We start from the raw sequence: 24,571 nt of genomic DNA on the forward strand, positions 1-24,571 counted from the left end.
GGAAAGCATCAGTAATTGGAAGCAGCCCGAGTGGTACGTCGTTTTTGAAAAATCAGCCAGCCAACCAGGGCCGCGACCATCACCAACATGGCCCACTCGTGCGGTTCAGGGACGGCACCGTCCTTTTTCATCGTAGCATTATCGAGCCCATTCTTGTCTTTGTGAATCCCGAAGCGCTCATAATCCTGCTGAGTTTCGAGGACAATCAGGCTCGACAGGGGCGAGACCACGTGGGCCTGCTGGGCTTCTGCGATTAGGGATGCTGTTTTATGCGTGTCGGTGAAGTAGTTCCGGCCAATCTGACCCAGCAGGTGATTGTACACGAACAGGCGGGCGAGGTGGTCGGGAGCAATGCCTGCTTTTTGACCTGATTCGCCCGGACATACTACCAGAGGTATTTTCCTGATACTAACCTGCGCATCCGCTAACGTAATCTGGTCCGACTGATTGGGCTGACGAGGGAACTGGTGGGTCTTGGCCAAGTCGTGGATCAGCGTGCAGGTAGTGCCCTGCGTAACGTTGAACACCTGGAGCTCAGCCAGCGTTTTCAGGTAGGTTGATAGCTGATTACCGTAACTGAACGTCCGGATTGGCGCCGACTGCCTGCCCATATACCGGGTTCGTTCGGCAAAGGAACTGTTTTTTAAATCGCTCAGCGCTACTGACGACAGGGTGCCTTTGGTAATGAGCAATGCCGTGGCAGGGTTGGCAATCTGGTAAACGGGAAACAGGCTGAAACGCTGGCTGGCAAGCTGCTCGTAGGTTCTATCCAGACTGGCCGAATCCAGCTGGCGGAGCCCGTCGTCAAATACCCAGACTCGGCTGTTGTATTGCTGCTTAGCTGTCCAGAATGCGGTTGTAAACTCGTCTTTTTTCCAGGCTTTGTTGACATCCAGGTATACGTCGGTTGGCGTAAATCGCTCGCTGTCGGGCTGGAAACGGGCCAGTTGGTAGGCATGACCATCGAGAACAAAGGGTTCAGACGAAATAGGAGGAGCTTTGAAACGTAGTTGCCAGTCGGGGTCATAATTTCCCTCGTGGGAGAGCGTATTGTCCGTAAGCCGATCAAACAACCAGGGCGAATCCAGATCAACCGGCGACTGGGTGAAGTCAATTTTTACGAGTTCATCGGCCGAACTGGCGTCGGGACCTTCGAAGTAGGGGTTCTGGTACACCAGTTCGCCATCATCAAGGCGCAAGGGCGACGTAATGCCCAGCTTAACCTGCCGGTTTTCGCGAGCCTAGCACGGAAAAACGCGGACCGTAATACGATTGCCTTCCTGCCAGTAAATAACCGACGGGTCGCGGGCCCTTGCCTTCGATTCAACGTTCACGACGGTTCGGTAAGCGGAATCGGCTTTGGCGACCGTTGTGAGCCGGGCGGGTTCTTCTTTTCCGTTAACCCATAAAGACATGGACGAAACGACTGACCCTGCTGGCAGATGAAACGTAAATAGCGCTTCCTCGGAACCGAAATTTTGGTGATTTTGGATGCGAATCGTTTTCTCGGTGTAGCTCAGCCGAAACTGCGGCCAGATGCGTACCTGAGAAACGACATCCTGGACGGTCAGGTGGCGCCCTGTCCAGAATTTCTCTTCGGTGCCATGCTGTTCGTTGCTGATTACCCGTAACAGTTTAAGCTGTTCATCATCGGACGTATTACTTAGCGGTAGGAACCGGGAGGCAATAACCACCAGAGGGTCATGTTGTTTGGCGTCGTCCCGGGCGCTTAAATTTTCCATTCCCCAGCCCGACCCATCAAAAAAGCGCCCCTTGTCATACACCCGTCCGCTACGTAACAGGCGATTGGTCAGCCAGTTATTTTCGAGCTGCTGTGCGGCCAGCACCCATTCCGGCAGGTCGGTGGTGCGCCGGGTAATGGCGTGCAGACGTGCTTTTTCAACGCGGTCTACAGCAAACTCCCAGCCTATGAGAAACAGGCCAACGGCAGTCAGGGGAGCTATCAGACCAAAACGAACCCCCGACCGTAGGTACGGTTTCTGCCGTGCATCTTTCCAGAGTCGTTGCCCCAGCCCTATAGACAGCGCCAGCGGAACAAAGGTGTGTAATGAAATACCTAACGCAATGGAAAGTAATGTACTCGCTGGGTACAGTTCTATGATATAGATGGCCTGATACGTAAACAGAAGCCAGCTAGTGGCCAGACTTGCGTAGAGCACCTGCTGCCCCCGGATTGGTAATACATCTCGCCAACCATAAGCAACAACTGAAGCGCCCGCCAGGAGAATTGCCCAGCAAAGCCACTCAGTTGATTCCTGAAAAACCGGCAGCATTCTGTTGAGGGCAAAAGCACTTATAAGCCACAGCAAGAGGCCAATCCACCGGGCCGGACGTTGGTCCGCGTACGTAACTGAGTGCCAGCGAAAGAGACCATTTACAATTAGTATTACGGAAAAGACAACCGTGAGTACGTAATGAAATAGGAAAATCGGAACGTTCGTATCACGGACTCGACTATTCGAAAATTCAAACAGGGCATAGGTGAAGGCAGAAATAGTGAGCATTATCAGACCAGACCGAAACAACTTGTTTTGCAAAGGTTCGGCCAGCCTGTCGCGAAAATCACTCCAGGATGCGGGTGGGGTTGACGTAATAATGTCATCTTCCCGCTCGTCTATCGACGTAGAAAAATCACTATTTGGTATCATAAAGTACTTTGTTTTAAAAAGTAGAGATAACAATGAAGTGCAAAGACGCCTAGACTGACATAAACAAGTCTGTTGTCAGTCAGCAGAATGCGTAAAAAGCAGGAACTACAAATTCTTGATAAACTCTTCCAAAGCATTCAGGTGATCGGTAAATGCCTGACGACCCGAATCGGTCGCGGAGTAGGTGGTATTCGGTTTACGGCCAACAAATTGCTTCTGTATCAATATATAACCCGACTCTTCCAGCGCCCGCAGGTGAGTAGCCTGGTTGCCATCGGTGAGGCCCAGTAGTTCCTTCAGCGCATTGAAACTCATAGAGTCGTTGACCATCAGAACCGACATGATATTGAGCCGTGCTTTGCTTTCGAAGGCTTTGTTAAAATGGACAAGCAGGTCTCTCATGCGGTATTTCGTTCGTATTTGTAGTACATCGTCAGGCCATAGGCAATGTGCAGTACGCCAAAGCCAATGGCCCAGGTTAACAAGTTATTTCCAGGCCAGAACAGGGCAATAAGTCCCAAAATTACTTCACAATAGCCCAGCGATTCCACATCACGGATGGTGTATTTACTGCCATTAAGTAAGGCCAGTCCGTAAAAAATAAGTGTTGCCGGAAACGCCAGCCAGATCAGTTGGTAATGAAATAGGGCCAGGCAAAACAGACCTCCCGTTATTAACGGTACCGCCAGCGCCCAGGCCAGCCGCCGGGAGGCCGTATTCCAGATGCTCAGCCCCTGCCGACGCGCTTTACGGACGGTAAAATACGTACCGGAAATCAGCGCCAATACCAATACCGTAGCCCCAACTAGAAGTAAGAACTGCTGAATCTGCCGGTGAGTTGCACTATCGTACAATTCCAGCCGCTGGTAATTGATCAGCGAAAACCAGTCGGTGCGTAGCCGCAGATGAACGACGGCGGCACCCGCCAGCGCAATCACACCAGCCGATACGCCCGATAAGCCGCTCAGTGACAGAAATTTGTAGGAACGCTCCATGAGGCCGCGAATCTCCGTCAGGGTTTGTAAATGCTCATGTGATTCGTACATCGGGAATCAGAAAAGGATGGTAAAGAACAGGAATGGAAAATCAATAAAGTAGGTCCAGTAATCGGCTACCCAGAAGCAGCAGACCAGTAACAACAGCTGTAACTGCCAGAATCAACACCGCTCCGGAAGACAGATCCTTGATTGCCTTGATTTGCGGATGAATACCCGGTGACACAAAATCACACAGTTTTTCAATCGCGGTATTAAAAGCCTCTGCCGCCCAGACCAGCCCAATCTGCGTAACAAGAATCGCCCATTCGACTACACTCAGCTGGAGCCAGAGCCCTGCGATAATAACTATCACCGCAATCAATAAATGAACTTTGGCGTTGTTCTCGAAGCGAAACAGGTCGATAATCCCCTGAGCCGCAAACCGAAAACTGCGCAGCACCTTACGAACGTCTATCATAATCGACGTACCAGTGAAAACACATGTACAGGACCACCAATACAAAACCGTAGGCCAAAGTTAGCTTAATACTTAGGTGATCATGATACGACTGGGTAATTGCCTGAAACAAGGATGTTGGATTGGTTAATACATCCCAGCTGTTCCAGCGCCCAAACCGACCCAGGTAAATTCCGAAACCAGACAGAAACTGGCTGGCTAGAACAACGCTCCACGTAGCCAGTGATCCCAGCAAGGGGCGTAGCATCCGGTGAACTACCAATGTTGAATACAGACCTGCCAGCAGACCGGTCTGGGCGAACATAAAGAGTGACATTGTATCGAACCAGAGCAGCGGATGCTGCACGTTCTTTATATGAAACAGATCGGTAATTATATAGGGGGCGTTAGGCAGAAACGCCAGCCAGGTGAGTAAACCGGCAATCAGCAGTCGGTTACTCTGAAACCAGCCCGGCCCATCGTCCGATGAGCGAATGTCGCGTAGTATGAGGACAACGCCTAATGGAAAAAATGCCAGAAAGAGGTTCCAGCTTAGCATGATAAAGAACCACCAGTTGTCTGTGAGCAGACCACGCGCTACCACCAGACTAAGCGCGGCTGTAGTGAGCCCGGTCAGGGCAATGAATCCACGACTAAACGTAAACGGTTCCCGAAGTGGAAGAGAAGGTGAATAGAGTTGGTTTTTTATGAAAAAGAACTTTGTTTTGCAAAGTAATCGAAATACGTACCGAATAAGCAAGAGTTTCTGTAAAAAATAAGTAGGTGGGCTCTTCCCAACATAGCAAGGTCAAAATCTATGATGTGGGGTTGTCCAGAAAAATAGGTTTGGTTTTAAACGACCAGCGGCAATTGGAAGTCAAGTACCAGGCGCTTTTCCAGCTTTTGTCCCTAACTTTACTCTATGACATTTGATCAATTGCCAACCCGTCGTCAGGATCAGCTGATGGCCTTCAATCGCCTGCTGACCATCATGGACGAGCTGCGCGAACAGTGCCCCTGGGACCGCAAGCAAACGCTGGAAACCCTGCGCCACCTGACTATTGAAGAAACCTACGAACTGTCGGATGCGATTCTGGAGAAAGATCTGACGGAGATAAAAAAGGAATTGGGAGATATTCAATTGCACCTGGTATTCTACGCGAAAATTGCGTCGGAACTAGGGATGGACGATGAACGTCGGTTCGACATGGCTGACGTGCTCAATAGCGTTTGTGACAAACTCATCAGGCGGCACCCGCATATTTATGGTGATGTAAACGGGCAAACCGTTGTGGCTGATACCGAGGAACAGGTGAAAGCCAACTGGGAGCAGTTAAAACTGAAAGAAGGCAACAAGTCGGTGCTGGGCGGGGTGCCGGGGTCGTTACCAGCGCTGGTAAAAGCCATGCGAATTCAGGAGAAAGCGCGTGGGGCTGGTTTTGATTGGGACGAGAAACAGCAGGTCTGGGAGAAGGTGGAGGAAGAAATGCAGGAATTCCGGGATGAATTTAATGTAGAAAGCAACGACGCTATCGACAAAGACCGGGCCGAGGGTGAATTCGGCGATCTGCTATTCTCACTGGTCAATTACGCCCGCTTCATTGACCTCAATCCCGAAACGGCGCTGGAACGTACCAACAAGAAATTCATCAAGCGATTCCAGTACCTGGAAGAACAGGCCAGAGCCAGCGGCAAAGCCCTCAAGGACATGACGCTGGCCGAAATGGACGTGTACTGGAATGAAGCAAAAACCGCTGTCTAGGCTAGTCCTGAGACAGGCTGCTCAGAATCCCTTCTTTCAACGAGTAGGTTGAGGTTCTGATGTGCTGAATACCATACGTTTTCAGGATAAAGTCGATCAGACAAACGGCCACGACAATCATATCAACGCGGAGTTCAATCATGCCGGGCAACTGCATCCGCTCGGCGTGGTTGCGGGTTAGCAACAGCTCATACGACCGGTAAAACTCAGTGAGTGGCAACGTAAACGCCGTTTCTGCCGGATCGGGTAATTGACCCCGCTCGTGCATGTACCACATGTCGACCAGTGTATCAAATGAGCCCGACGAACCGACCAACGTATTGGGCTGGTATTGGTGAATGGCGTTGGCGAGCGGAAGCAGCTGTTCCTGTACGTAATTCTGCAACCGACGCACGTTGCCGGGGCTGATCGGCTCGGCAGTGCTTACAGCCATGAATCGTTCGCGCAGGCGTTGGCCACCAATCTCGAAGCTCTGCTTCCAGAAAATGCGCTGCTGGTTGCCGAGAATAAATTCGACGCTGCCCCCGCCAATGTCGATAACCAGCGACGTTTGGTCGTCCAGCGCTCCGGCCGCCCGGACCCCGTAGTAGATGTATTCGGCCTCCTGATCGCCCGAAATAACCCGGATTGGAATCTGCGTAGCGGCCCACACACGGTCGATAAATTCCTGCTGGTTGCGGGCTACCCGAATGGCACTAGTTCCGGTTGCCAGAATCTGTTCCTGCGGGACCTGGTACTGGTCCAATACCGTTCGGAAGTAGGTCAATACCCGTAGCGCCCGGTTGATGCCATCTTCGGTAATGATACTCTGATTGATGCCAGCCTGCCCAATTTTGGCTGGATGGCTTTCCCGAAACAGCGTTTGGTATCCACCAGGTCCTTTTTCGGCGATCAACAGATGGAATGTATTGGTACCTAAGTCAATAATGGCTTGTTTCATATCGGCAAATCTACTACCTTTGCTACCCGTTTTAGCTAAAACACAACATTTAACACATGCTTATCATTAACGTAAAAGACAACGAGTCGATCGACAAGGCCCTGAAACGCTTCAAGAAGAAATTCGAGAAGACGGGTGTGTTGCGGCAGTTGCGGGCGCGGACGGCTTTCGAAAAACCGTCGGTAAAGCGTCGCACCGAGATCATCAAGGCTACCTACAAAGAAAGAATGTACGGTAACCATACCGAGCAGTAGGATCTGCCGGTTCACGAATTCTGGTTCGTGCCTTGGTGATTGCGCAGTCAGTGAGGTCAACAACCAGTAAACATATAGAGCAGCAAGCAGGGATGTTTGCTGCTTTTTTGTTGGCAGCAACGTAAGTTTACGATAGACAACGCCCCTTATGACGATAGACGACTTCCTTCAGCACATCCGTTTCGAGAAACGCCTGAGCCATCACACCGTAACGGCCTACAAAAATGATCTGGAGCAGTTCACCGCTTTTCTGCTGGCCGAATGTGCCCTCGATCAACCTGCGCAGGCTGATTTCCGGCATATCCGATCATGGATCGTCAGTATGGTCGAAGGGGGGCTGGACAAATCGTCGGTTAACCGGAAAATAGCGACGCTACGTAATTATTACGGGTTTCTGTTACGGCATAAAGTTGTTGCCGTCGACCCGACCACGAAGATACAGGCATTGAAAGCCAGCAAGCGTCTGCCGCAGTACGTTGAAGAGCAGCCCATGGAAACGCTGTTGAGTGAGACTGAATTTCCAGATACGTTTGAAGGCGTTCGGGATAAACTGGTGCTGGAACTGCTCTACGGCACGGGCGTTCGACTGAGTGAACTAACCGGTCTGAAAACAACCGATATTAATCTTTACAACAAGACCATTACGGTGCTGGGAAAACGAAACAAACACCGGGTCATTCCGCTGACGCAACCCCTGCTCGACTTGATTCAGCGATACCAGCGTTTAAAAGAACAGGAGTTTTTAGGCCAGGCAGACCAAGCCGTATTGATTGTTAGTGATAAAGGAATTGCCGCTTATCCAGTACTTATCCAGCGGATTGTTAAGCGGCACCTGACACTGGTGACGACGCTGGAGAAGAAAAGCCCACACGTACTGCGCCACACTTTCGCTACGCATCTGCTGAACCGGGGCGCTGACCTTAATGCCATCAAGGATTTGCTGGGACATAGCAGTCTGGCAGCCACGCAGATTTATACGCATACCAGCCTGGAACAGCTCAAAAAAACCTACGATCAGGCGCATCCCAAGGCGAAGAAGGACTAGCCGGAACGAGTCGTTATCCCGCCGATTCACGTAAGTTTGTTTTATGAATATTCTTGCCATGAGTCAGACGCTGTTCTACCTGATGGAACAGCAACCGAACGCCGAAAAAGCGACTACTTATCTCCGTCAGCAAGCTGATCAATTTCAGGCTAATCCGCAGACGGCTCAGTTTTACCGGGTATTTACGGCCCTGCCGCGCTTTACCGGGAAAGCGTTACTTGATGTGCCGGTAGACATGGCCCTGGCATTGGAGCGTAATCGAACGGGTTTCACGGTTGACAACTGGACATTTGATCGGCTGGCCAGAGTGTGGTGGTTACTCCAGTTGCCCATTGATGATAAAACGGCTTACGTGAAAACCATTACCGAATTATTCCGAGCGGCCGAAATGAATGAACTGGTAGCGTTGTACTCAGCACTGCCGGTGCTGGCTTACCCCGAGGCCTGGCAGTTTCAGGCCACGGAAGGAATCCGCAATAACATCGCTGACGTACAATCGGCAATCATGCTCCACAATCCGTATCCCACCGATCAGTTCGATGAAGCGGCCTGGAACCAACTGATTCTGAAAGCTTTCTTCACGGATAAAGACATTACCCAGATTGTTGGCTGGCAGGAACGCAAAAACGCCCGACTCGCGCAGACGCTGACGGACTATGCTGACGAGCGCCGGGCTGCCGGACGTAGCTTGCCACCCCATATTGAGGAGTTAATGGCGTAAAAAGACGAAAGAGGTTATATAAAAGAAGTAAGACGTAAGAAGAAGGATTCTGCAGAAATATCCTTCTTGCGTCTTACTTCTTTTGTCTCTGACACTAATACCAGCGATAGATAATTCCTGCTGAGAGCATCAGTGATGGAGCACTACCCCGTAGTTGGTCGTAGTTGAAATACACGTTCTGATACTGAGCCTGAATTTCGGCACCGAGTTTATTTTCCGTTTTGCCATAGAACTTCAGGCCGATTGCCGGCGCAAAAGCACCTTTAAAACCGGTGTTCTGATCGGCCAGCGTACCAAAATAATTGGTGTAGTTCACATAGGCGCCACCACCCGCAAGCTGCACATATGGACGTACTGCTGCTGCGTTGTCCGCAAAGTAATACGAGAACGACGCCATCGCCGGAATGATTGACAGCGTGCGGGTCTGAACCGCCGAAATTGTCTGGTTGCTGCCGTCATACACATACTCGTAAGTCCCTCGTGTCATCCGTTGCTGGCTATACTGGTACCCTGTTTTCAGACCAATCGAAAAGCGCTTGGGAAATAGCCACTCGCCGTCGATGGCAACGTTTGCCGGGTTGATACGATCAATATAGCGCTGTTGGCCACCGAAAGGGAAAGAAACGCCGTAACGCGCCGAAAAATTGAACGTTACGTATTGCTCGTAAGGCGATTGAAAGACGTTTGAGTAGTCAGGAGTTGTCACGACCTGCGCCCAGGATGCCGTTGCCAGCATCACGAACGCGATTAGAATTAAGATCCGTTTCATAACGTGTTAGCGAGTTGTAGTCAGGTAAGGTGATTGAGCAAAAATAGCGGCCAGGGCCGTGTTGATCGCCTGGGTATCAGTGATGTCAGTTCCCCGGATCGACGCGTTGTAGATGACATTCAATTGCGTCTGGTTATTTCCGGTACTGGCTGTCGGCCGGTTTTTTAGATCGACGACCTGAATCTCCCAGTATTTTTCGGCTACCTGATACGTGTAATAGCTTGGATAGTAAGGGTAAAAACCACCAAGTCCACCGAAGCCGCCAAAACCACCACCCCAGTACCCACCGTAATACGCATACGGGTCAACACCGACGCCGGTATACTGATTGTCAACCCGAATGACAGCAACGCCCAGATCCGCGCTCTGCCCACGGCTTACTCGTTGAAAGCCACGGCTCGTTAACGCGCTGGCTACGCCCGACGTAAAACTACTTTCGAGAGCACCCAGGGCAGGACGGTACCCATCATTTGATTCGATGACGACTGAGTCCGGCATACTGAACGTCCGGTACTGCGCGAAATTAACCGAGCGGTCGTAGTTGGTGATGTACACTTTACTGTCTTCCGGGCTCAGGTTATCGAGCGCATTGTCGCGGCAGGCGGTCAGGCCTCCGCCCAGGATCAGGAGCAAGGCGGCAATCAGGCTTACTTTGCTTTGTTTAAACTGTTCAAGCGTGTTCATAACGATACTGGTATTTGTTGTCTGAATTACTTATAAAACGAGCCAGCTCGTGTTTGAGTTATAACAGTGCATTAAAATGTGATCAAACAAGGTCCATACAAACCGGCTTTTTGTGGACCTTTGCTTTTTCGGTAACCCTATTTTAACCGTGTAGTATTTATGGATTTTATGGATTCCATTCGCGGCATGTCGTTTTTTGATATGCACGTACATATGACGTCTCGTACCACCGACGATTACCAGGCGATGGCCGATGCGGGCGTAGTCGCTATGATTGAGCCGGCATTCTGGCTGGGCCAGCCCCGCACGGGTGTTGACTCCTTCCGGGATTATTTTGCCAGCCTGGTAGGGTGGGAGCGTTTCCGGGCGTCGCAGTTCGGCATCCGACATTATTGTACCATCGGGCTCAACTCAAAAGAAGCCAATCAGGAAGAACTGGCCGAACAGGTTATGGAAATTCTGCCGCTGTTCATCTACAAAGAGGGGGTTGTGGGCATTGGCGAGATCGGTTTCGACGACCAGACGGCCGCCGAAGACAAATACTACCGGGCTCAGCTCGATCTGGCAAAAGAAGCCAATCTTCCCGTGCAGATTCACACCCCCCACCGTGATAAAAAGCAGGGAACGTCGCGAAGCATGGATATTGCGATTGAGCACGGTATAGACCCCGGCATGGTGATTGTCGATCACAACAACGAAGAAACGGTACGCGAGGTACTGGATCGTGGTTTCTGGGCAGGTTTTACGATTTATCCGTTCACCAAAATGGGGAACGAGCGGATGGTCGACATTGTGAAGCAGTACGGTTCGGAACGTATTATGATCAACTCGGCCGCCGACTGGGGCATTAGTGATCCGCTGGCCGTTCCCAAAACGGCAGCCCTGATGAAACAGCGCGGAATTTCCGACGAGGACATTCGGCTCGTTACGTTTACCAACGCTGTTACGGCCTTCGCTCAAAGCGGCCAGCTGAGTCTGGAAGAATTAACTCAACCCCTGGGCATCGACCAGAGCCAGCGCTACAACGGCAGCTCCGTACTCCGCGGTGGCCAGGCCCCAAGGGTAGACAAAGAATCGACGATAATCAAATAATTGTGAAAGAATGAAAGAGCGAATAAAGCTGGCGCACGCACCTAAGGTGTAGCAACAACTTCGCTCTTTCGCTCATTCATTCTTTCGCTCTTTACCTATGCTCAAAGCACTACTATCGTTGACGCGTCCGGCGAATCTGGTTACGGCCATCGCGGACGTATTGGCGGGGATGGCCATTGCTGGTTATTTCCTGCTGTCTAATCCCGCCCCAGGCCCCGTTGGGTTGCTATGTCTGGCTACGGTGGGATTGTATGGGGGCGGGGTCGTCTTCAATGATATTTTCGACGCCGAACTAGACGCGATTGAACGCCCGGAACGCGCTATCCCCAGCGGGACGGTCAGCAAAGGAGCGGCAACAACACTGGGCGTACTACTCTTTGCCGTCGGTATTCTGGCTACGTTCTGGGTAAACCTGACGGCTGGATTTCTGGCGATCGGGATCACCGTTGCATCGCTGGTTTACGACAAATATGGCAAACACCACAGCCTGTTCGGCCCAATCAATATGGGGCTTTGCCGGGGGCTAAACTTGCTGTTGGGCGTCAGTATCCTGCCGAACGAAGTGCTACCCTGGGCCTGGGTTGGTCTGGTACCTATCGTTTACATCGGCGCGATCACTATGATTAGCCGGGGCGAGGTGCATGGCGGTAGTGCGACAACGCTGCGGATCGCCGGGCTGCTGTATGCGCTTGTCATTGCCTGTCTGGCCGCACTGGCGCAGTCGCGGCAACAATTAGGGACAGCATTGCCCTTTCTGATACTCTTTGGCTATTACATCTTCCCACCGCTTTGGCGGGCTGTTTCTGAACCTGTCGGACGTAACATCGGTCTGGCTGTTAAGGCGGGGGTCTTGTCACTTATTGTGATGAATGCCGCCTGGGTTGCGGCCTTCGCGTCGTTTCCGCTGGCACTACTGGTGTTCTGCCTGCTTCCGCTATCGCGTTTATTGGCCAAACTCTTTGCCGTAACGTAGACCCGCTTTCAAACGTAGGTGGCAATGGAGCAACCTGATCATGAACGGCAATCGGGTACTGTGGCGATATCAGTGCCGACGTTTCAGCAACGGCTAAATCATATTGTAGAAGAGCAGGGGAGAGCCGGTAAAGGTGTTTTGTCCCGATTGGCGCTGGTGCACCAGACCGCCAAACAGTTTGCTATAGAAGCGGCCCTGAAAAAAGGAATCGATACGGGAAGCATCGACGTCGAGGAGTTAACCAATCCGCCCCTGTTCGATTTTTATCCGGAAGACGAGCCGGTCGTTATTCACTATAGCTACCTGATAAAATAAGCTTCGGTGCTGGAAAACAGCAACCGTATAGAATTATGAAGAAAGCATACATTTCTCTATTGATCCTGGGTTTGTTTAGTATCGGTTGCCAGCTCGGCCAACGCCCGCCCTGCGATCCAACTCCCGTGGTGACCAACGTACCGCCGTCGGAGGTGGCCGCACTGAAGCAATACATTGAGACTAAAGGCATCAAGGCCACGGCCGATGAACGCGGCTTTTATTACACGATTCAGAAACCCGGTTCGGGCGCCAAACCAACGGTCTGCTCGAACGTAACGGTTAATTACAAAGGTACTCTGACCAACGGCGAATCCTTCGACAGCGGTAATGACGTAAGTTTTGGTCTGAATCAGCTTATCCTAGGTTGGCAAGTGGGTATTCCGCTGATTGCGCCCGGTGGCAGCGTTACATTATACCTGCCGCCTAGTCTGGCGTATGGCAGCCAGGAACAATCGGGTATTCCGGCTAATTCAATTCTCGTGTTTGAGATTGACTTGACCGAAGTAAACTGAAATTAAATAAAACAGAAAAGCCTTCCAGCATCAGTTGGAAGGCTTTTCTATGTATGAGAACGCTGGTATTGATTAAGCGTTAGCTGGGGTGCAGAACTCGTCCAGCGCCATTTCCAGGTGCTGAGCGATCATCTGCGCCGACCGGCCTTCGATATGGTGCCGCTCGATGAAATGAACCAGCTCGCCATCTTTGAAGATACCGATTGCAGGAGACGATGGTGGATAAGGTAGCAGGTATTCCCGCATCTTCGCCGTAGCGTCCAGATCAGCACCGGCAAATACCGTTACCATTTTGTCGGGTTTAGCTGCGCTCAGGGATACCGCTGCTTTAACGCCCGGACGGGCTGCACCGGCTGCACAACCGCAGACCGAGTTTACCACAACCAGCATGGTGCCTTCGGCGTTCTCCATGGTGTTGACAACGTCATCCGCCGTTGTTAATTCTTCAAATCCGACGCTCGTCAGGTCTTCCCGCATGGGAACCAGCAAATGTGGAGGATACATAAGTGAAATAGTTGAAGTTTATAAGTTACTATATAAGTGCAACGTCTGGGGTTACATAAACCCAAGTTCTAGTTTTGCTACTTCCGACATCAGTTCGGTAGAGTAGGGTGGATCAAAAGTCAGTTCAACACTAACGTCGTTGACACCATCGATAGCCCGTACCTTTTCTTCGATCTCCGCTGGGATCGAACCCGCCGATGGACAGGAAGGTGAAGTAAGCGTCATCAGGATATACACGTTGTTGACCGGGAATATCTTGATGTCATAAATCAACCCCAGTTCGTAGACATCGACCGGGATTTCCGGGTCATACACCCCTTTCAGGGCGAGCACAACCTGTTCTTTTAATTCTTCGTCCGTCATGGTTGTTACGTATAGTACCTGGCTATGCGGTTGTTGACTGGTTGGCGTACTGCCGACCGTAAGCTTTCATTCGTTCAATCATCGACGCCAGCCCACCAGCCCGCAGCGACGTAATCAGATTGCCCATGCCTACCCGTGGAATAAAATACAGATCGGCGTTGGCAATGGCTTCGGGACTTTCGCCCGACAGAACACGAATCAACAGACCAATGAGCCCTTTTGAAATCTGGGCGGTCGGTTCGCTGTCTCCGTAAAAGTACAATTGATTGCCTTTTAGTTCGGCATCAACCCAGACCTTCGACTGGCAGCCCATGATTCGATGCTCGTCCGTCTTGGCCAACTCGGGCATGGGGGGCAATTTCTTACCCAGATCAATAATATATTGCGTCTTATCAAGCTGATCCTCAAATAGATCAAACTCCTCGATAATCTCGTCCTGTTTCTCGTTAATCGTCATTCTTATAAGCTGCCTAGAGGCCGTTCCATCGGACGAACGGCAAGTATTTTTAGCGTCTCTTCCTATGTACTATAAACCAATCTATACCTACCCACAAACACTTCGCGAATGAATGAAATATAGAAGTCTGGTACAATTCGCCCCATTTCTGGAAATTGAGCTATCAGGCTTAGTTTCTTTTCTAACTCGTCTGACCATTCATCGGCTACCGCAATTAACAGATCAAATAAGTACTCATAAATTTCCCGGACTTCTTCTCTTGCTGATTCTTTCCAGGCAATCATTCGCTTTTCTTTAACGCGGCCAGTTTCTTTTGCTTTAGATCTTTTAACTCCTGCATGACCTGCTCGTTAGAAATTTCGGCCGCTTCAAGTAACCTACTTTCGATTAATTTGATGAACAAAATACGTTCAATCAGATCTTCCGAAGATACCCTGTCTGGTAGCTTACTAAGGCTGGCGAGGACTTGGTTCTTGTCCAATAGAATTTCGTCAGGAGACATAGTCGTAAGGTTAAAATCAAAGCATCATCTTCTGAACCCGACGCAGACCCTGAATCATCCGGTCGACTTCATCCTTGGTGTTATAAACCGCAAAAGAAGCCCGTGTAGTTCCGGCAATACCGAAGCGTTGCATCAGCGGCTGGGTGCAGTGGTGTCCCGTCCGAACGGCGATGCCCTGCTGATCCAGAATAACGCCGATGTCCTGGTGGTGAATACCGTCCATCACCCACGATACCAAACCAATTTTTTGCTTCGCCTGACCAATGATGCGTAGCCCCTCAAAATCGCTGAGCCGCTCGGTCGCGTACTGCAACAGATCGTTTTCGTGAGCAGAGATAGCTTCTTTGCTCAGTCCGTTAATAAACTCCAATGCGGCTTTAACGGCGATAACGTCCGCAATATTGGGCGTACCCGCTTCAAACTTGTAGGGCGAATCGTTATAGGTCGTTTTCTCAAACGTTACCTCCTTAATCATTTCCCCACCCCCGCGGTAGGGTGGCATTTTATCCAGCAGGTCCAGTTTACCGTACAGTACGCCCATACCGGTTGGGCCGTAGAGTTTGTGCGACGAAAGCACGAAGAAGTCAGCGTCCAGCGCCTGCACGTCGATATCCAGATGGGAGCTGGCCTGCGCGCCGTCAATCAAGACAACTGCGCCAACGGCGTGGGCTTTTTGAATAATTGTTTCGACCGGGTTGATCGTACCAAGGGAGTTCGATACGTAGACAACCGAGACGAATTTCGTCCGTTCCGACAGCATCTTCTCGTACTCCTCCATAATCAACTCGCCGTTGTCATCAACGGGAATGACTTTCAGGATGCAGCCTCTTTCTTCGCAGAGCATCTGCCAGGGGACGATGTTGGAATGGTGCTCCATCCCCGAGATAATGATCTCGTCGCCTTCTTTCAGGAACCGGCGGCCATAGGTCTGAGCGACCAGGTTAATGCCATCCGTAGTGCCATACGTGAAGATGACTTCCTGCCATTGTTTGGCGTTGATGAATGACTGAACCGCCCGACGCGATGCTTCGAAGGCCGCCGTAGCCTGCTCAGCCAGATGGTGAATACCCCGGTGAATATTAGCGTTATACCCCTCGTAGTACGTTGTCAGGGCGCTAATCACCGACAGCGGTTTCTGGGTTGTTGCGGCATTATCAAAGTAAACCAGAGGACGTCCGTTAATTTCCTGATGAAGTACCGGAAAGTCCTGACGGATCTGCTGTATATCGAAGGTAGTATCTAAAGCCGATTGCATACGTTGTGGGAGATTATCTATAAAATAACAACGGGGGCTGGGGAAAGGTGCAAAAAAAAGCGCCGGGTTGTTACATCCGGCGCTTCACTGAAAGAATTATTTTTATTTAGTCAGTTTCTGAGTGACTACCTGGTTGAGGTAATCACGGATTGGCTCAATTTTAATCTGACTCAATACGTCCTGGGCGAACGCGTACAGCAACAGCGTACGGGCTTCATCCTTCGGAATACCCCGCGACCGCATGTAGAACAAGGCTTCGTCGTTGAGCTGGCCGGTCGTAGTACCGTGTGAACACTTTACGTCGTCAGCGTAAATTTCCAGCTGCGGCTTGGTGTTCATCGACGCACCCGGCGACAGGACTACGTTCTTACAGGACTGGTACGCATTGGTTTTCTGCGCATCGGGCCGCACGAATATCTTACCGTTGAAAACACCCGTACCGTTGTCGTCAAGAATACCTTTGTAGAGTTCGCTGCTGTAGGAGTTAGGCATCGCGTGGTCAACCAGTGTGTGGTTGTCAACGTGCTGGCGTCCGTTTGGCATGTACAGACCGTACATGAATGCTTCGGCGTATTGGCCGTTCAGGACGATGTTCAGATTATTGCGAACGAAATTACCGTTCAGGGTAACTGTAGCCGAATAGAAATGACTGTTGTCGGCCTGCTGCACCTGCGTGGTACCAATGTGGTAGGCCTTTTCCGTTTCGTCCTGCACCTTGTAATACTGCATCCGGGCATCGCGTTCAACCACGATTTCGGTAACGATATTGACGAAGCTGGCTTGGTCACCGAGCGTTCGGAACGACTCGGCAACGGTAACTTCAGCGTTTTTGCCAACCAGAATCAGGTTCCGGGGCTGCGACGCTACGTTGCTTTCACGGGCATCGGTAATGAAACGCAGGATGATGGGCTGCTCGACCGTTGCGTTAGCGGGCACCTGGATTATCACCCCGTCGCTGGCGAGTGCCGTGTTGAGCGCCGTGAATGCATTCTCCTGGTAATCGGCGTAGTGGGCAAAGTTCGTTCCCAGCAGCTCCGAGTTGTTCTTCAGCGCGTCGGCGAAATTCGTGATCTGAACCTGTTCGGCTGGGCTGATAATGCGCGATAGCTCGGCTTTATAGATGCCATTCACGAACGTCAGGACGTTGCCTTCCAGACTGGGAATCTGGAGCGAGGTCAGATCGTCCGGCGTTACGGACGATGCATTCCCCAGCTCAAACGTTTCCTTCAGAAAGTTCGTGACGTTCGAGTATTTCCATTCTTCGTGACGAATGGTTGGAAAACCTAACTGCTCAAATTTTTGCAGGGCTGCCCGGCGAAGCTGGTGAAGCGGAGTTTTGCTTTCGCCGTTCATCAGCTCCTCGTTGGTGCGGAAGGCCGCCAGCAACTGCTCTTTGAAGTCGGTATATGATGAAAAAGAAGGAGTCATGTTAAATGTATCTGGTACGGTTTATACCGGTGTCATTGCGACGTTAGGCATTCGGTTACTGCGAAAAACAGTACGTCCGCAAAAGAATCAGCAATTAGACAGCTTCGGCTTCCGCTTTAATCCAGTCGTACCCTTTCTCTTCCAGTTCGAGCGCCAGTTCTTTCGGACCCGACTTAACGATGCGGCCTTTGTAGAGAACGTGGACGTAATCGGGAACAATGTAATCCAGCAACCGCTGATAGTGTGTAACAACGATCGTTGAGCGTTCTGGTGAGCGAAGTTTGTTGACGCCTTCCGCTACGATACGCAGGGCATCAATATCCAGACCTGAATCTGTTTCGTCCAAAATCGCCAGTTTCGGTTCGAGCATGGCCATCTGGAAAATTTCGTTCCGTTTTTTCTCACCGCCCGAAAATCCTTCGTTCAGGGAGCGGCTCAACAAAGACTGATCAATGTTAACCAGCTTCATCTTCTCTTTCATCAGCTTCAGAAACTGCACCGCGTCGAGTGGCTCCTGCCCCCGATGTTTACGGATTTCGTTCATGGCCGTTTTCAAAAAGTTCGTCGTGCTGACACCAGGAATTTCAACGGGGTACTGAAAGGCCAGGAAAATACCTTCGGCGGCCCGCTCTTCGGGGGCCATGTCCAGCAGATCCTGTCCGTCAAATAGTACGCTTCCGTCCGTTACGTCATAGTCTTCACGACCTGCCAGTACAGAAGCCAGGGTACTTTTACCCGCGCCGTTCGGGCCCATAATTGCGTGAACCTCACCGGCATTAACTTCCAGATTGAGGCCCTTAAGTATTTCTTTGTCGCCGATGGAGGCTTTTAAATTCCTGATGGATAACATGATAGGTTGTCTCGTATGCAGCCTTATTTAAACAGCAAAGGTAACAGATGAATTAATTGCTAGTCTGTTGGCATAACAAAAACGGGGGTTTAAAAGTTGACGTTCGCTTAATGTTGTTGGGCCCAGGTTGCTGGTAATTTCATTTCCAGTACCAAAAATGTACCTTGTGCGCTGGAGCCCGGCCATGATTTAGGTCGTTTCTGGTATGAAAAATGAAATGTTTGCGGTCGAAAAAGGGGAGATAGCCAACCAACAGCCAGCCAATGAGGCAATTAAAGTTTCTTCGGAAATTGGCCGGCTTCGTCGGTTGCTTATTCACAGCCCGGACCGGGGGCTTGGCAAGGTAGTGCCGTCCAAAGCGCAGGACTGGCTTTTTGAGGACATCGTGCATCTGGACATGATGCGCCGGGATGAGTACGACTACTACGTTAAGATTCTGTTATATTTTCTGGATCCGGAAAAAATCCGGGGGAAGGTTACTCATCTGGGACCCGAATCCGACCGGTCGTTCTTCAAGCCCGATCATACTGATTATTTTCGTTCGGATAAGGTAGTGGATGTTCAGTCGTTGCTGGCCGATGTATTGACCGATGAGTCCATCAGAGGGCAGTTGATTGCGGCCATCTGCGGTATTGAGCGCACCCCGTTTCGTACGCAGCAGCAGTTGAGCGCCTACGAACCAACCGAATTGGCGAAGATTATGATTTCGGGTTCATTGCCCGATCAGACGATGTTGTTTTCGCCCCTGCCCAATTTCATCTTCACCCGTGACATTGGCATCGTTATCAACGACCATATTCTGCTGAACAAACCCGCCAAACAGGCCCGGACCCGCGAGGCTTTGCTGGCGCAGTATATTTTCTTCAATCACCCGTTGTTTGCTACGTACCAGGATCGAATTCTGGAAATTCAGGACAACGAATACGCCTTTCTGCTACCCGACGCCGATGCGAATCGGGACGTAACACGTTCTACCCTGGAAGGCGGTGACGTAATGATGATTGCCAAACGGCACCTGATGATTGGCGTCAGCGAGCGGACGACCTTGTATGCCGCTCAGCAGGTGATGAAGCTGGTTTTTGGTAAGAATCTGGTCGATAAAGTCACTATTATCAAGATTCCGAAGAAGCGGGATTACATGCACATCGACACGATTTTTACGCAGGTGAAGCGAAATGTATGGGTACTGCTTGGCTCGCTGGCCCGGACGGGTGACGAAGCCAAAAAACGCGACGTCCTGCATTTTTTTGCGCCCCGCGACTTGTCCGAAGACCTGAAAATTATGCAATTCATCAAAGGACTGGAGCACAAGCCCATTGAAATTGATAACCTGGAAGATTTGCTGACGGACATCAGCCGGAACGATCTGGGGGCTACCGAGCCAATCCAGTTTATCTATTCGGGGAACAACGAATTTCCGTTTGGCGCCCGTGAGCAGTGGACAGATTCCTGCAATCTGCTGGCCCTGAACGATGGCGTTGTGGTCGGGTATGACCGCAACCAGAAAACCGCCGATGCGTTCCGGGAAGCCGGGTTCGATGTAGTGGGCGCGGCCAAACTACTGGAACGTTTCGACCGGGGGGAGTCATCGCCCGATACTATTCAAAATACGTTGATTCTGCTCCCTTCGGCTGAGCTGAGCCGGGCGCGGGGTGGTTCGCACTGCATGAGCCTGCCTTTACTGCGGGACGACGTTTGAGGAAAAACTACCCTGATCGACAAGGGGAGAAAAAACGTCGGACAGAAACAACACACTACGTTGTTTGGTGTTTTGATGGTAATTTGCCCTAAAATTTCTACTACTATGCAGTCGCAGGCTACCTCCCACATTCTAATGATTCGTCCGGTGCAGTTCGGATTCAACCCCGAAACGGCCGCAACGAACGCGTTTCAGACGAAACAACTGACTACGCAGGAACAGGAATCTGCCCAATCGACTGCGCTGCGGGAGTTCGATGATATGGTTCGCCAGCTACAGGCCAGCGGGGTTGACGTGATAGTCGTTGATGATACGCCAGTTCCGCACACTCCCGATTCCATTTTTCCGAATAACTGGGTGTCGTTTCATGCCAGCGGCAAAGTGATTCTGTACCCCATGCAGGCCGAAAACCGACGGCTGGAACGGCGAACGGAGCTGATCAGCGAGCTGGAAAATCGCTTCCAGGTGGAACAGATTATTGACCTGACGTATTTTGAGCAGGAAGGTAAGTTTCTGGAGGGAACGGGTAGTCTGGTGCTCGACCGCATGAACCGGGTCGCCTTTGCCTGCCTGTCGCCCCGCACGCACCCCGACGTACTGGCTGAGTTTGGCCGTCAGACGGGATACCGGACGGTGGCTTTTCACGCCGTAGACGCCAACGGACAGGCGATTTATCATACAAATGTCCTGATGAGTATCACGGAAAATTTAGCGATTATCTGTCTGGCAGCCATCGCCGATCTCGACGAACGGTTGATGGTTCGGCAGGAGTTGGAGAGCCTCGGGAAACGTGTGGTAGAAATCTCGCCAGAGCAGATGGCCAGTTTTGCCGGGAATATGTTATTGATTCGTACCCAGCAGGGCCGGAAGCTGCTTATCCTGTCTACTCTGGCCTTTAATTCACTGACGCCAAAGCAGATCGACCTACTCGACGATTACAGCACATTATTCCATTTTGACCTGGCCACTATCGAAGCCAACGGGGGCGGCTCCGCCCGCTGTATGATGGCCGAAGTGCACTTGCCGTTGAAATAAAGACTGCCAACTGGCCGATCAAGCACCTTGAGATAAGAGTTCAGTTCTGCGCACGGGCGTTGTGCAGTTGAATCTGAGCGGAAAGAGCACCGTGTGCCATTACGGTGCTCTTTCTGTTGAATGGGGTTAGCGTTTTAGTCCGCGAGCCATACCTGCTGGGTGAAAGCGCCGTTTACGGCCGCGTCCCAGACCTCAACGCGTACCCATTTCCGGTTTTTAAGATTCGTCTTGAAGGCAAACGTCTGCTTGCCGAACGGCAACGTATTTGTCAGGTCGATCCGCTCCCGGAAGACCTGCTTACCATCACCGGAAATAATTTCGGCAAACGTTAAGGGGTAGGTCCAGTCCACGGCCAACGTAACGGTGGTTTCGCCATTACCGGGTAACGTAGCGGTTTCACCAGCACCTTTTCCATTGACGGTAAATATGGGGAGCAGCACCTCGCCCGTTGAGACAAAAAACTTGCCCTGCCGCATAGCGTCCAGCACGGGTTGCCAGCCTTGCTTGTAATCCGGCAGCCTGTCCAGTTGCAGGTAGTTGACATTCAGGTGAGCGTAGGTCTCATTCTCCGGTTCCATCGTGAAAATGTCAGCTTCGGCAATGGCGTGTTTCTTGTGCCCCCAGTTGGCCATATCGTCCATCAGGTCCAGCACCCGTCGGCTCAGGCGGGGTTCCGATAAGTCTGCGGGGATGTTTTTCCAGGCAGCTCCGAAGAAATGATCCGACGTAAAAAAGGCTTCTTCTTTGTATTTATCAGGGTAGCCGGTTGAGCCTTTCGTGCGGGCATGGGCCGTCCAGGCCAGGCCGTTTTCGGCCTTCAGCAGGTTGAGCATATCAGTCTTATCGCCAACTCGGTATACTTTCCCGTACTGGGGATCGTCTGTTACAAAGGGCTTGTCGGCTTTTCTGTCCATAATCCAGGTGACGGGGCGGGGGAAAAAACTCAGCCAGTGACCACCAAAAAATTCGTTGGGCTCTTCTCCCGGCAGTAACAGGAAATCGGCCGTTGAATACCGCTGGCACATATCGTGCAGCGCCTTCATTTCCCGGAGTCGCAGGCTGTCAGGTCCTTTCGGGTGGGCGGTGTAGTGGAACTCGGCCAGGTGGACAATGTTAACACCCGCGTTCTTGAAGACCTTGACGAAATTGGGATTCTCCGGCACCGGCTTACCCGCCAGAATCACGTTCATGACAAACTCGTTATGAAAATGGCTCGACATGGTTTTGTAGCCCGGTACGGGCTTGTACGAGTCACCGTGGGTAAACTTTTTTACGGCTTCCAGCGCCGGGGCGGGCTGATCGGCGCTCAGCAGGCAGAAAAAGTTGAGCCGTTGCTGCGTCTTAGGCGGGGCATTCACCCACGGCACCCACCGTTTATCGCCCATCAGGTCCTGCCGGATACCAATCCCAAACTCGGGTACCAGGCTCCGGTAATTTTTGCCGTACCAGGTAAAGTCGAGGTTGAACGCTTCATCGAGCGGGTAGAAATATTGATGCGGAGCCGGAAACACGGCCAGACTACCAGCCTGACTCTGACCAATAATGGTCCGGTACTTGACCGCCTGCGCCTTGTTAAGCTGATTCAGATCGGCGGGAACACCCTGCATCTGGTTCTCCGTATCCGACCAGGCGATACGGTTCCAGACCGGTTTTTTGGTCACTAAACCGGCATCGTACAGAATGGCTGTCGAATCGACCTCCGTTGCCATCACGGCGGCTACGTTAACCAGGGGCGTACCGGTATAAACGGTGATTTCAAGAGCCCCACTGAATGTTGCGGCCTGCACATCGCCAACCCGAATAACCGTTCGGGAACCAACCGTCTGTACACTGGCACTTCGTTTGGTCAGTTCAACGGCGTAGGACTGGTGAGGTTTCTTGTTGGTCTTATCGAAAAAGATGTTCCAGCCGTTTTGCGAAATCAAATCGCGCTTGCCGATGGTGAGCACAAAGGCCGGATCGAGCGCACTGGCAATTTCTTTCCAGGCTCCCTGTTTAGTCACCTGGAGACTTGTAAACAGCGGTTGAGCTGGATCAAGGTTTAGGATCAGCCTGGCTTTCTCCTGAGCGGTTGTTGGCCAGCTTACTTCCAGGCTGTTTTTTTGTCTAACTACGTTCGTGCCACTTTTTTTCTGGTAACCAGACAGGTCAATGGGCGTTTGGGCCAATGTAACTGAGGAGGTAAGTAAGGCAATCAGAAGGGTAAGTTTCTTCATCAACGCTTTACTGACGAAGGCTGAGTCGGCAAAAAACATGATTTGGGTAGATTAGGACAGGTAATGAACCAGGTGAAATCCTGTCACTTGTTACCTGTCAAAAAGGTCAGCAACAGACGAACATACTGACTTGCCCTGTAGTAAATGATTGGCTGTTCATGGCATTAGCGCCTGTTTGTCCGGTGAATTAGTCAAAGTCGAGGGCATATAAAACAGTCTGATCGGGCAGAGTCGGGCCGTTTCTCTGAAAAAATAGGTCAAATTTTTAGATTTTGTTTGCACATACAAATATGGCGTTATACCTTTGTCTCATTAACAACCGAGTAGATAATGAGCGACGAAACCATGGTAAAGACAGGGGAGTGCCAGAAGGCTACTTCGCGCTTCAACGCCTGTCTGCTGTTTTCGGCCAATGCGTTGTCGCGGGCCGTTACGGCCATTGGGGATGAGGAGTTTGGTCGGTTTGGGTTGTCGTATTCACACGCGTATCTGCTTTGCCTCGTTGTCGATCAGCCGGGCGTGACGCCTACAGAATTGAGTTCGGCGCTGTATCTGACGCCATCGACCGTAACGCGGTTGGTGGAAAAGCTGGAACAGAAACATTTGGTTCGGCGCGAATCGGAAGGTAAGAAAACGCTGGTTTATCCAACCAACGACGGTCAGGCGCTTCGGCTGGACATTGCCAGCGCCTGGGATCGGGTAGGTGATCGTTGTGCGCAGCTGGTCGGTGAAGAGAACGTATGCCAGTTGGCAACACAGGTTCTCAAAGCCGCTCAGGCACTGGGTGACGCCTAAAAAAATTTGTTTGATTTTATTGTATGTGCAAGCAAAAATAGAAAGAGCCATGAAAAAGAAAGACGAAACACTCTGCTATTTAGTGGGTAAAGGAAGTGACGCTACGAAAGACCTGTGCCGGTCTTTAGCAAAAGAAGGCGTCTCAGTAATGATCAAACAAAAAGATACGGTTTCTGCCGCAACCAAAGAGGTTGAAACTGACCAGCACTGGTCGGGGCAACCCGGCGAAGACCTGTTTTTCAACGGCTGGAAGTTGCTGTTTTAAAGGCCATCGTGTTGAATTAATCAGGAAACGGC

The 24,571-nt window shown here is 51.2% G+C and carries 28 protein-coding genes and 1 pseudogene; 12 read left to right on the forward strand and 17 right to left on the reverse strand.

Going from position 1 to position 24,571, the window contains the following annotated elements; genetic code table 11:
- Positions 1 to 8 precede the first annotated feature (8 nt).
- The 5 genes and pseudogenes from HU175_RS24785 to HU175_RS08225 all read right to left on the reverse strand — a co-directional run bounded on the left by HU175_RS24785 (position 9) and on the right by HU175_RS08225 (position 4,863).
- Positions 9 to 2,669 (reverse strand): annotated as a pseudogene (locus HU175_RS24785) (XrtN system VIT domain-containing protein).
- Positions 2,670 to 2,774: 105 nt separating this feature from the next.
- Positions 2,775 to 3,071, reverse strand: a complete 297-nt coding sequence (locus tag HU175_RS08210; RefSeq protein ID WP_176566131.1) for a winged helix-turn-helix domain-containing protein — start codon at positions 3,069 to 3,071, stop codon at positions 2,775 to 2,777.
- Positions 3,068 to 3,715: a hypothetical protein gene (locus HU175_RS08215; RefSeq protein WP_176566132.1), complete on the reverse strand. Its 648-nt coding sequence runs from the start codon at positions 3,713 to 3,715 to the stop codon at positions 3,068 to 3,070. Before HU175_RS08215 ends, HU175_RS08210 begins: the two co-directional genes overlap by 4 nt.
- A gap of 40 nt (positions 3,716 to 3,755) precedes the next feature.
- Positions 3,756 to 4,124 carry a diacylglycerol kinase family protein gene (locus HU175_RS08220; protein WP_176566133.1) on the reverse strand — a complete coding sequence of 123 codons (369 nt, stop codon included), beginning with the start codon at positions 4,122 to 4,124 and terminating at the stop codon, positions 3,756 to 3,758.
- Positions 4,108 to 4,863 carry a DUF1361 domain-containing protein gene (locus tag HU175_RS08225; RefSeq protein WP_317167800.1) on the reverse strand — a complete coding sequence of 252 codons (756 nt, stop codon included), beginning with the start codon at positions 4,861 to 4,863 and terminating at the stop codon, positions 4,108 to 4,110. Before HU175_RS08225 ends, HU175_RS08220 begins: the two co-directional genes overlap by 17 nt.
- A gap of 162 nt (positions 4,864 to 5,025) precedes the next feature.
- Between HU175_RS08225 and mazG the strand changes: the two genes are divergently transcribed.
- A complete protein-coding gene (mazG, locus tag HU175_RS08230; RefSeq protein WP_176566134.1) occupies positions 5,026 to 5,865 on the forward strand; it encodes a nucleoside triphosphate pyrophosphohydrolase in 840 nt (279 codons plus the stop codon).
- A 1-nt stretch (position 5,866) separates the two neighbouring features.
- Here mazG and HU175_RS08235 read toward each other — a convergent pair whose 3' ends face one another.
- A complete protein-coding gene (locus HU175_RS08235) occupies positions 5,867 to 6,805 on the reverse strand; it encodes a phosphatase (protein ID WP_176566135.1) in 939 nt (312 codons plus the stop codon).
- A gap of 56 nt (positions 6,806 to 6,861) precedes the next feature.
- Between HU175_RS08235 and rpsU the strand changes: the two genes are divergently transcribed.
- From rpsU to HU175_RS08250, 3 genes are all read left to right on the forward strand, one after another.
- On the forward strand, positions 6,862 to 7,059 hold the full coding sequence (gene rpsU / locus HU175_RS08240; protein ID WP_176566136.1) for a 30S ribosomal protein S21: 198 nt from the start codon (positions 6,862 to 6,864) through the stop codon (positions 7,057 to 7,059).
- A 148-nt stretch (positions 7,060 to 7,207) separates the two neighbouring features.
- Positions 7,208 to 8,104 (forward strand): tyrosine-type recombinase/integrase, encoded by an 897-nt coding sequence (locus HU175_RS08245; RefSeq protein ID WP_176566137.1) that lies wholly within the window; start codon positions 7,208 to 7,210, stop codon positions 8,102 to 8,104.
- A gap of 43 nt (positions 8,105 to 8,147) precedes the next feature.
- On the forward strand, positions 8,148 to 8,825 hold the full coding sequence (locus HU175_RS08250) for an EboA domain-containing protein (protein ID WP_176566138.1): 678 nt from the start codon (positions 8,148 to 8,150) through the stop codon (positions 8,823 to 8,825).
- Between the two features lie 94 nt (positions 8,826 to 8,919).
- On the opposite strand, the gene HU175_RS08255 is transcribed toward HU175_RS08250, so the two are convergent.
- Together HU175_RS08255 and HU175_RS08260 are read right to left on the reverse strand one after the other, a co-directional pair.
- Positions 8,920 to 9,594 (reverse strand): hypothetical protein, encoded by a 675-nt coding sequence (locus tag HU175_RS08255; RefSeq protein WP_176566139.1) that lies wholly within the window; start codon positions 9,592 to 9,594, stop codon positions 8,920 to 8,922.
- 6 nt (positions 9,595 to 9,600) lie between these two features.
- Entirely contained in the window at positions 9,601 to 10,278 is a 678-nt protein-coding gene (locus HU175_RS08260) for a DUF4136 domain-containing protein (protein WP_176566140.1), read from the reverse strand.
- A 159-nt stretch (positions 10,279 to 10,437) separates the two neighbouring features.
- Between HU175_RS08260 and HU175_RS08265 the strand changes: the two genes are divergently transcribed.
- The 4 genes from HU175_RS08265 (at position 10,438) to HU175_RS08280 (ending at position 13,170) form a co-directional block, all read left to right on the forward strand.
- On the forward strand, positions 10,438 to 11,370 hold the full coding sequence (locus HU175_RS08265) for a TatD family hydrolase (RefSeq protein ID WP_176566141.1): 933 nt from the start codon (positions 10,438 to 10,440) through the stop codon (positions 11,368 to 11,370).
- Between the two features lie 97 nt (positions 11,371 to 11,467).
- Entirely contained in the window at positions 11,468 to 12,343 is an 876-nt protein-coding gene (eboC, locus tag HU175_RS08270; protein WP_176566142.1) for a UbiA-like protein EboC, read from the forward strand.
- Between the two features lie 24 nt (positions 12,344 to 12,367).
- Entirely contained in the window at positions 12,368 to 12,658 is a 291-nt protein-coding gene (locus HU175_RS08275; RefSeq protein WP_176566143.1) for a hypothetical protein, read from the forward strand.
- Positions 12,659 to 12,693: 35 nt separating this feature from the next.
- Complete coding sequence (locus HU175_RS08280) at positions 12,694 to 13,170, forward strand: FKBP-type peptidyl-prolyl cis-trans isomerase (RefSeq protein ID WP_176566144.1); 477 nt, start codon at positions 12,694 to 12,696, stop codon at positions 13,168 to 13,170.
- Positions 13,171 to 13,242: 72 nt separating this feature from the next.
- Here the strand turns inward: HU175_RS08280 and HU175_RS08285 are convergent, their stop codons facing one another.
- The 8 genes from HU175_RS08285 to sufC form a co-directional block, all read right to left on the reverse strand.
- On the reverse strand, positions 13,243 to 13,674 hold the full coding sequence (locus HU175_RS08285) for a BrxA/BrxB family bacilliredoxin (protein ID WP_176566145.1): 432 nt from the start codon (positions 13,672 to 13,674) through the stop codon (positions 13,243 to 13,245).
- Between the two features lie 51 nt (positions 13,675 to 13,725).
- Positions 13,726 to 14,037, reverse strand: coding sequence for a DUF59 domain-containing protein (locus tag HU175_RS08290; protein WP_162387681.1), 312 nt, complete (start codon positions 14,035 to 14,037; stop codon positions 13,726 to 13,728).
- Between the two features lie 22 nt (positions 14,038 to 14,059).
- On the reverse strand, positions 14,060 to 14,494 hold the full coding sequence (locus HU175_RS08295) for a SufE family protein (RefSeq protein ID WP_176566146.1): 435 nt from the start codon (positions 14,492 to 14,494) through the stop codon (positions 14,060 to 14,062).
- Positions 14,495 to 14,556: 62 nt separating this feature from the next.
- Positions 14,557 to 14,778 (reverse strand): type II toxin-antitoxin system RelE/ParE family toxin, encoded by a 222-nt coding sequence (locus tag HU175_RS08300; RefSeq protein ID WP_176566147.1) that lies wholly within the window; start codon positions 14,776 to 14,778, stop codon positions 14,557 to 14,559.
- Positions 14,775 to 14,996 (reverse strand): hypothetical protein, encoded by a 222-nt coding sequence (locus HU175_RS08305; protein ID WP_176566148.1) that lies wholly within the window; start codon positions 14,994 to 14,996, stop codon positions 14,775 to 14,777. Before HU175_RS08305 ends, HU175_RS08300 begins: the two co-directional genes overlap by 4 nt.
- A 16-nt stretch (positions 14,997 to 15,012) precedes the next feature.
- Positions 15,013 to 16,251: a cysteine desulfurase gene (locus HU175_RS08310; protein WP_176566149.1), complete on the reverse strand. Its 1,239-nt coding sequence runs from the start codon at positions 16,249 to 16,251 to the stop codon at positions 15,013 to 15,015.
- Between the two features lie 102 nt (positions 16,252 to 16,353).
- Entirely contained in the window at positions 16,354 to 17,679 is a 1,326-nt protein-coding gene (sufD, locus tag HU175_RS08315; RefSeq protein ID WP_176566150.1) for a Fe-S cluster assembly protein SufD, read from the reverse strand.
- A 94-nt stretch (positions 17,680 to 17,773) separates the two neighbouring features.
- Positions 17,774 to 18,529 carry a Fe-S cluster assembly ATPase SufC gene (gene sufC, locus HU175_RS08320; protein WP_176566151.1) on the reverse strand — a complete coding sequence of 252 codons (756 nt, stop codon included), beginning with the start codon at positions 18,527 to 18,529 and terminating at the stop codon, positions 17,774 to 17,776.
- A gap of 217 nt (positions 18,530 to 18,746) precedes the next feature.
- On the opposite strand from sufC, the gene HU175_RS08325 reads away from it, so the two are divergent.
- Together HU175_RS08325 and ctlX are read left to right on the forward strand one after the other, a co-directional pair.
- Positions 18,747 to 20,228 (forward strand): arginine deiminase family protein, encoded by a 1,482-nt coding sequence (locus HU175_RS08325; protein WP_228724417.1) that lies wholly within the window; start codon positions 18,747 to 18,749, stop codon positions 20,226 to 20,228.
- Positions 20,229 to 20,333: 105 nt separating this feature from the next.
- Positions 20,334 to 21,263, forward strand: coding sequence for a citrulline utilization hydrolase CtlX (ctlX, locus tag HU175_RS08330; RefSeq protein WP_176566153.1), 930 nt, complete (start codon positions 20,334 to 20,336; stop codon positions 21,261 to 21,263).
- Between the two features lie 134 nt (positions 21,264 to 21,397).
- Here the strand turns inward: ctlX and HU175_RS08335 are convergent, their stop codons facing one another.
- Positions 21,398 to 23,518, reverse strand: coding sequence for a hypothetical protein (locus tag HU175_RS08335; RefSeq protein WP_228724363.1), 2,121 nt, complete (start codon positions 23,516 to 23,518; stop codon positions 21,398 to 21,400).
- A 291-nt stretch (positions 23,519 to 23,809) separates the two neighbouring features.
- Here HU175_RS08335 and HU175_RS08340 point away from each other — a divergent pair, with 291 nt between their 5' ends.
- Both HU175_RS08340 and HU175_RS08345 read left to right on the forward strand, forming a co-directional pair.
- Complete coding sequence (locus tag HU175_RS08340; RefSeq protein WP_176566154.1) at positions 23,810 to 24,274, forward strand: MarR family winged helix-turn-helix transcriptional regulator; 465 nt, start codon at positions 23,810 to 23,812, stop codon at positions 24,272 to 24,274.
- A 49-nt stretch (positions 24,275 to 24,323) separates the two neighbouring features.
- Complete coding sequence (locus tag HU175_RS08345) at positions 24,324 to 24,539, forward strand: hypothetical protein (protein WP_176566155.1); 216 nt, start codon at positions 24,324 to 24,326, stop codon at positions 24,537 to 24,539.
- The last annotated feature ends 32 nt before the right edge of the window (positions 24,540 to 24,571 follow it).

The sequence above is a fragment of the Spirosoma sp. KUDC1026 genome, from assembly GCF_013375035.1.
Classification (GTDB): domain Bacteria; phylum Bacteroidota; class Bacteroidia; order Cytophagales; family Spirosomataceae; genus Spirosoma.